This is a genomic window from Ochrovirga pacifica (assembly GCF_000220525.1).
GTDB classification, from domain to species: domain Bacteria; phylum Bacteroidota; class Bacteroidia; order Flavobacteriales; family Flavobacteriaceae; genus Ochrovirga; species Ochrovirga pacifica.
Genome location: NZ_AFPK01000074.1, coordinates 98265 through 105634, shown reverse-complemented (window position 1 = coordinate 105634; position 7370 = coordinate 98265). Strand labels below are relative to the sequence as shown.

Sequence of the window (7370 nt, the reverse complement as noted above, 5' to 3'; positions counted from 1 at the left end):
AAATCACTTTATAGGTTTACTCTTCTGTATATTGTTAGTCTTTTTGATTTATCTATCCTTTTAAAGTAGCAATTTTACATTTAAAATTTCACTACTTTAGACTCTACACAATACTAAAAATGATATTACTAGATTTTAGAAATTGGGAATTTACTACCCAGAAAAAGTATTTGCCCAATGCTCAAAAAGAATTGGTGCAATCAGATTTTAATATTCTTTCCGAATTACAAGATTTTTCTATTCTAAAAACAACCATTCCAGTTTCTCTTTCAGATTTATTTTTAAAAAATGAGAATACCATTGCCGTGTCTTCAGTAAAAGATATAGAACGTTTTTATGAAACGTTGGATAGTGTTTTAGAGGTTGAAGATAAAGAGGTAATGGATTATACCGAAGCAGCTGAAGAAGAAGTGTATTTTTATGGGAGTAGCAGTTTGGTAGTGAATCACAAAGTTGAATTAGGAATTTGTGGAGTAAATGAAAATACAGATGAATCTTTGTTTGAAGAATACTGTGAGGATTTTGAACTCAATCCTTTTTCTTTTGATTTGCTGAAAGGAGTTTTTACAAGTGATATTGCTTTATTTGTCGGAAATAAATTATTGATGTGTCTGGATTATATCAAAGATAAAAAGTTAAAAAAACAGCTGATTGGCTTGTTAAAAAATAGTGGTGTTGAATTGATTGCATTCACCAAAGAACAAGTGGAACAAAATGCATTCAACGCAAAACTATTGGAAGATGGTCGTTTGGTGATTTTACAAACTGCTTACAACTTGTTTACTGAAAAGCAAAGAGCTGCTATTTCAGATATCGATTTAGAAATTGTAGCGCTTCCGTTTTTAGAAGAAGCCAATGTGAAATTAAGAGATATTCTATTATAATTTATGAAACAATTCAAAAGATTTTTTTGGTTGTTATTGATGGCAACCGTTTTTAATAGTTGTGAGTCTAAAGAAGAGTTTAAGCTGACTAAAAATCAAGTAATAGCTTGTATTGGGGATAGCACGACTCATGGAAAGAAAAAGGGGTATGTAGAGTTTTTACAACAATATGTAGATACAAATCATCCTGACTTAAATCTCACTTTTCTGAATTGGGGTAGAGGAGCGGAAACTATTACAGGACTTACAGAGAAACAATACGAAGTTGAGTACAAAAGAAAACGTCCTTATTTGTTTGATCGTTTGGATGCTAACTTAACCAAAGCAAAACAAAAACCAGATATTGCTACTTTTTGTTACGGAATAAACTGTGGGAATTCTGGAGTTCCATCCAAAGAGTTGTTTGAGAAATACCAAAATGGATTGACCCGTTTTTTGGATAGAATGGAACAGGAAAATATCAAAGTAATTTTAATGACACCTCCGCCTTTCAGTTTGGAAGTAGCAAAACAAAATGGTTGGAAAAGAGAACCGTCGGATCATTATTCTTGGAGAAATCCATACGAAAAGTACGATGAAGAGGTGATACAGGTTTTTAGAGATATTGTGTTGCAAATACAACATCCATCTATCGTAAAAAAAATAGATATGTATGCTGCTTTAAAAAATAAATCTGCTGATTGTTATGGCAAGGACCCTATTCATCCCAATGCCATTGGCTACCAACATATGGGATCAACAATTGCAAAAGAATTGGATTTATAAAAAACTATTTTGATATAAAATTACTCTTGAACTCTTTGGGAGACATGCTGTGTTTTTTCTTAAAAGCCCTATTAAAATTAGAAAGTGAATTAAAACCAGCTGCAAACGAAATTTCACTGATGGGCATATTTGTTTCTGTCAACAATTTGGTAACAACTCCCAACCTGTATTCTTGTAAGTAACTTGTAAAACTTTGGCTGGTACGTTTTTTAAAATAATGACTAAATGCCGACTCGGACATGTTGACCATCTGAGCTACCTTGGCCAGTTTAATTTCTTCTTGATAATGGTTTTTAATGTAGTTGGTAATTAAAGAAATTCTTCTGCTTTCTCGTTGTTCGCTATAATTTGCGCTAGGAGGACTGCTTAAAACCTTCATGTCTTTAGAAGTTGATAAGAGATGTAAAATTTCTAAAAAGGTTAAAAAGTCTTTAAAGTTTTTGTTGTTATCAATAGATGCGATTAAATTGATGACAATACTTTTGGTAGGATTTGAAAATGAAATTCCACGTTTAGACAATTCCAATAGTTTTTTAATGTCTTTAGAAACGGAGTAACTCATTATTTTTGAATGTAAAAAATGCTCTTGAAACTGAATGGTTACCACGTTGGCATGACTGATAAGTTCTTCAGATTTCCATAAATGCTTCAATTCAGGACCTAATAAGGTTAAATCCGTAGGTTCACACACCTCTACAGAATCACCAACAGTACGCTTTCCTTTAAAATTGGTAATTAAATTCAGCTCATATTCGTTATGAAAATGCAACGGGTAATCAAATAATGCATTCTGATGCTTTAGTATAACAAATGGATCATCAGACTTAATTGGAGTTATTTCTTTGATGGATTTCATGGTTTAGTTTCTTCTTAAATCGTTGGAATACTTTAGTTTGTGTATGTAGTAATCTTTGATGGGTAAAAAGATGAATATGGTAATTATTCGGTTAAAATATTAACTTATTTTGTAAAATTATTCTTTTTATCGGTAATAATTCAAAAAATGCATAGTATTGAGCAGTAAAGAGGAATCTGTAAGATTTGTTGTTCTCTAATTTTGAAATACTAATAACATAAAAACCTTAACGAATGAATATAAATAAATTAACATGGTTTTTGTCGCTGTTTCTTATAGTGCTTACAGCAAGCTCTATGAAGGGACAAATTACCATTAAAGGTGTAATTAAAGATCAGAACGGACTAGGTTTGCCTATTGTAACTATTTTAGAACAGAATACAAGCAATGGAACCAATTCCGATTTTGATGGAAATTTTGAAATGCAGGTAAAAGATGCCAATGCAATTATAGAAGTTTCGTCTATCGGGTACAAAAAGAAAACGATTCTCGTAGGGGATCAACGCATTTTTGAAATCACATTAGAAGAAGATGTTGCTCAGTTAGATGAAGTTGTTGTAGTAGGATATGGTTCGGTTAAAAAAAGTGATCTTACAGGGTCTGTTGCTTCTGTAAAAATGGAAGATTTACCTGCAAAACCTTCCAACTCTGTTGATGGTTTGTTACAAGGGCAAGTAGCCGGTGTTCAGGTAACTGCTTCGTCAGACGATCCTGGGGCTGGGGCTACAATTCGTATTCGAGGTGGAAGCTCACTAAGAGGAGGAAACGATCCTTTGGTAGTGGTAGATGGGTTTCCTATTGGTACTGCTGGAGATTTAAAGCAAATTTCTCCTCAAGACATCGAGTCTATGGAGGTGCTAAAAGATGCATCGGCATCTGCTATTTATGGATCTAGAGGTGCTAATGGGGTGATTATGATTACCACAAAAAAAGGGAAAAAGGAAAAACAGAAGTTACCGTTTCTCAACAAAATACCTTTTCTAGCTTTACGTCCGAGTTAAACTTGTGGCGTGACCCAGTATTGATGGCTGAGTTGAGTAATGAATCTCGTTTGAATGGTGGTTTTACACCTTTGTATATTGGAGCTAATGATCCTAATGGAGTTTATTATCCTTCGGTTGCCGAGTTAAAAGATGGTACTTGGTCAACCAATGTACGTTGGGACGACTTAGTGTTTCGCAATCCAATTTCTAACAATACCAATTTGGCTGTTAGAAGCCAGAACGACAAAACACAGTTTAGTTTAAGTGCTACCTATTATACTAATGAAGGAGTTTATATAGAAGATGATTTTGAAAAGTTAAACATCAACCTAAATGTAGCTCATAAAATTTTTGACGACAAGGCTACCGTTGGTACCAATGTTATCTATTCTAAAGGAAATAGAAATAACAACGGAGGTTTGGCCTATTGGAGAAATCCCATTTTTCCAGTATACAACGATCAGGGAACTTACAATTTGGTGGGAATTCAAGATTTTTCTCATCCCATAGCGTTAACAGAAAATAGAACCAATAAAAACGAGTTTAAAGATTTTATTTCCTCTGCTTTTTTAGATGTACAACTGTTGCCTGTGTTAAAAATAAGAACACAGTTAAATCACAAGTTTGGAAACTCGGTTACGAACTATTACAATCCAAAATTATACACACAAGACGGAACATTTAACAATGGATCTGCAGGAATTAATAATTGGGAAAGTACAGAAACCATTTCTGAAACCTTTGTTACCTACGATCAGACTTTTGCAGAAAAACACAATGTTATTGCTATGGGAGGTTTTTCTTCTCAGTTTTACGAGGCCAAAACATCAGACTTAAAAGCGGTTGACTTTTTTAATGAATCGTTGGGTAGTGGAAACTTATCCGTAGGAAATCCAGAGCAACAGTCTGTAGCAAATGGACTAACAGAAACCATTATGTATTCTTGGTTAGGACGTTTAAATTATAGCTTTGATAGTAAGTATTTGGCTACGTTTACAATGCGTGCCGATGGATCTTCAAAATTTGGAGCCAACAACAAATGGGCAACATTCCCTTCAGGAGCACTGGCTTGGAAAGCACACAAAGAAAAGTTTATTGATGATTTAAATGTGTTTGATGAGTTAAAAGTACGTTCTAGTTATGGTGTTTCAGGAAATCAAGCTATTTCGCCTTACTTGATTAATAGTAGATACGGACAAGACAAATATTTTGTTAACGGAAGTTTTCAAACCACCATTGGTCCAGGATATCCAGTAGCACAAGATGCACAAACAGGTAAGTTTGAATGGGGTGGTATTCCTAATCCAGATTTAAAATGGGAAACCACGTCACAATTCAACCTAGGGGTCGATTTGGCTTTCTTTAAAAGAAAATTAAAAGTAACCTTTGATTACTACAACAAATATACTACTGACTTGTTACGTGAACGGTTGGTATCTCCTTCTTCTTCGTACGATAGAATGTGGGTAAACGATGGTGAACTAGAAAATCAAGGAATTGAAATTACGGTAGATGGTGTTCTTGTTAACAAAAAAGATTGGGGACTGACTGGTAATTTGATGTTTACTAGAAACAGAAACAAAATTGTTAGCCTAGGAAATGCCATAGCTTCTGGCTTAAATACCGATGCTTTGGCTGGATTTAAATATGAGTTTGCAGGAAGTAATGTAGAAGCCTTTAGAGCCATTCCGAATATTTTGGCCGTTGGGCAACCTGTAAATGTATACTACGGTTACCGAGTGGATGGAATTATTCAATCCGAAGCAGAAGGTTTAGCCGCTGGTCTTACCGGAGATTTGGCTCAACCAGGCGAGTTTAAGTATGTAGATTTAAATGAAGACGGAGTGATTGATGAAAAAGACCGTACCATTATCGGAAATCCGAACCCAGATTTTCAAGCAAGTATGAATGTAAATGCTCGTTACAAAAACTTTGACGTATCATTATTTTTTAACGGAAGTTTTGGACAAGATATTTTTAATACCAAAGCATTTAGTGAACCAAGCAACACTCCGTTAAGATGGACTTTAGACAACCCAACGAATAACTATCCTAGCTTAAGAGACGGACGTAATTTGCGTATGTCTGATTGGTTTATACAAGACGGAAGTTACTTGCGTTTGCAAAACTTATCGGTGGGATACAAAATAAATTCGTTTAAAAACATAGGCTTAGAACGAGGTCGTGTATTTGTAAATGCGACCAACTTGTTTACCCTAACAAGTTTTGAAGGATACGATCCAGAAGTGGGAACAGACGGTATTTATTGGGGAGGTTATCCAAGATTAAGAAACTGGACCTTAGGTTTAGAGCTTACTTTTTAATCTTTCTGTGTACCTCGTATTTGTTTAACACCTTAAAAGATTTACCATGAAAAACATAAAACATATCATATTAGGAATCAGCTTGTCTTTAGGCGTGGTTTCTTGTCAAGACCTAGATGTAGAACCAACTGGTTTTTATTCAGATCAAAACTTTTACCAAACGGTAGCAGATGCAGAAGCTGCGGTGCTGTATGCTTACGATGCTATTACTTTGGTAAGTTATGCACCAGTGAGTTATTATTTTGCCGAGTTGGCTTCAGACAATTGTGTTGTAAAACCAGATGAAGGAGCTGATGCACAGCAATTCACCAACTGGGAAGTAAGCTCACAGAACAATTTGTTGCTAGACTACTACAAATCTATTTACATAGCAATCAATCGTGCCAATGCCGTGATAGAAAATGTGCCTGGAAAAGGGTTTAATGAGGCTGATGAAAAAAGAATTTTAGGAGAAGCTTATTTCTTAAGAGCCTACAATCACTTTAATGCTGTAAAAGCTTTTGGTTTGGTTCCTTTGCAAAGCTCTTTAATAGACCGGTTGGATGAAACTACAGCTTCTTTACCTATAGACATGAACGAAGTCTATACATTTTTAATTGATGATTTAAATAAGGCTATCGAAAATTTAGAAGTTAATAGAGTGGTTGGTAGAGCAGATAAAGTGGCTGCTCAAGCCTTATTGGCCAAAGTGTATTTGTATGCTGCATCGGCAAAAGAAAGCGGTGTGCCAAAATACAATAGTATCACAGCAAGTGTTGAAGATCTTTATACAAATGCAGCAACCTATGCAGCAGCAGTAATTAACGATCAATCGGAATATGCACATGATACGGATTTGCAAAACATATATGATGTAAATCTACCTAACGGACCTGAACATATTTTTATTTTGTCGATGGATCGTTCTGGTATAGCCGAAGGAGATTACTCTAAATTGTCTAAATATTTTATTCCTTACATCAGTGGAGCTAATGTGTACTTAAAGAATAATGACAATTCTTTGTTAAAAACACACGATGGTTGGAGTGTATTTCAAACCACCTCAGACTTGTACAATAGCTATGAGCCTACAGACAAAAGAAGAACCGATTTGATAGTTTCTGAGGTTTACAATCAAGATACGGTTTCGGTGGCAAAAACTTCAGATGGTTCATTAATTTATCCATTTACCCGTAAGTACGTAGATCCAGAATTTGTGGGAGACAAAACAAGTACCAGACCTTTTTTAATTCGATATTCAGACATTCAGTTGGTCTATGCAGAAGCCAAAGCAGATTTGGATGGATTGGCAGAATACAACCAAGTAAGATCCAGAGCAGGTGTAAGTACATTACCCGATTTAGCAGGTTTGTCAAAAGCCGATTTTAGAGCATTGGTTATCGAAGAACGTCAAAGAGAGTTGGCTTTTGAGGGAGACCGATTGTGGGATTTGCGTAGAACCAATACCGTACAAGCCAATGTAACACAGGCTGCAGGTTTGTCGCCAGAAGCAGTAGCTTTTTATCCTATTCCACAAAGAGAGATTGATTTGAACCCTAACATCAACTAAAAATACCAT

5 protein-coding genes and 1 pseudogene are annotated in these 7370 nt (G+C 35.1%); 5 read left to right on the top strand and 1 reads right to left on the bottom strand.

Features of this window, described 5'->3' with window-relative positions:
• The first annotated feature begins 119 nt into the window (after window positions 1–119).
• The gene (locus FS85_RS0114785; protein WP_010137162.1) at window positions 120–884 is read left to right on the top strand and encodes an arginine deiminase-related protein; all 765 of its coding nucleotides are present in this window, start codon (window positions 120–122) and stop codon (window positions 882–884) included.
• A 3-nt stretch (window positions 885–887) separates the two neighbouring features.
• Window positions 888–1649, top strand: a complete 762-nt coding sequence (locus tag FS85_RS0114780; RefSeq protein WP_010137161.1) for a GDSL-type esterase/lipase family protein — start codon at window positions 888–890, stop codon at window positions 1647–1649.
• 4 nt (window positions 1650–1653) lie between these two features.
• Here the strand turns inward: FS85_RS0114780 and FS85_RS0114775 are convergent, their stop codons facing one another.
• Window positions 1654–2505 carry an AraC family transcriptional regulator gene (locus FS85_RS0114775; protein ID WP_010137160.1) on the bottom strand — a complete coding sequence of 284 codons (852 nt, stop codon included), beginning with the start codon at window positions 2503–2505 and terminating at the stop codon, window positions 1654–1656.
• 233 nt (window positions 2506–2738) lie between these two features.
• Between FS85_RS0114775 and FS85_RS16910 the strand changes: the two genes are divergently transcribed.
• The 3 genes and pseudogenes from FS85_RS16910 to FS85_RS0114765 all read left to right on the top strand — a co-directional run bounded on the left by FS85_RS16910 (window position 2739) and on the right by FS85_RS0114765 (window position 7361).
• Window positions 2739–3506: a TonB-dependent receptor plug domain-containing protein gene (locus FS85_RS16910; protein ID WP_316927750.1), complete on the top strand. Its 768-nt coding sequence runs from the start codon at window positions 2739–2741 to the stop codon at window positions 3504–3506.
• Window positions 3491–5812: pseudogene (locus FS85_RS15990) on the top strand (SusC/RagA family TonB-linked outer membrane protein); the annotation flags it as partial. The gene FS85_RS16910 and the pseudogene FS85_RS15990, both read left to right, overlap by 16 nt.
• 46 nt (window positions 5813–5858) lie before the next feature.
• Window positions 5859–7361 carry a RagB/SusD family nutrient uptake outer membrane protein gene (locus FS85_RS0114765; protein WP_010137159.1) on the top strand — a complete coding sequence of 501 codons (1503 nt, stop codon included), beginning with the start codon at window positions 5859–5861 and terminating at the stop codon, window positions 7359–7361.
• Window positions 7362–7370: the final 9 nt, after the last annotated feature.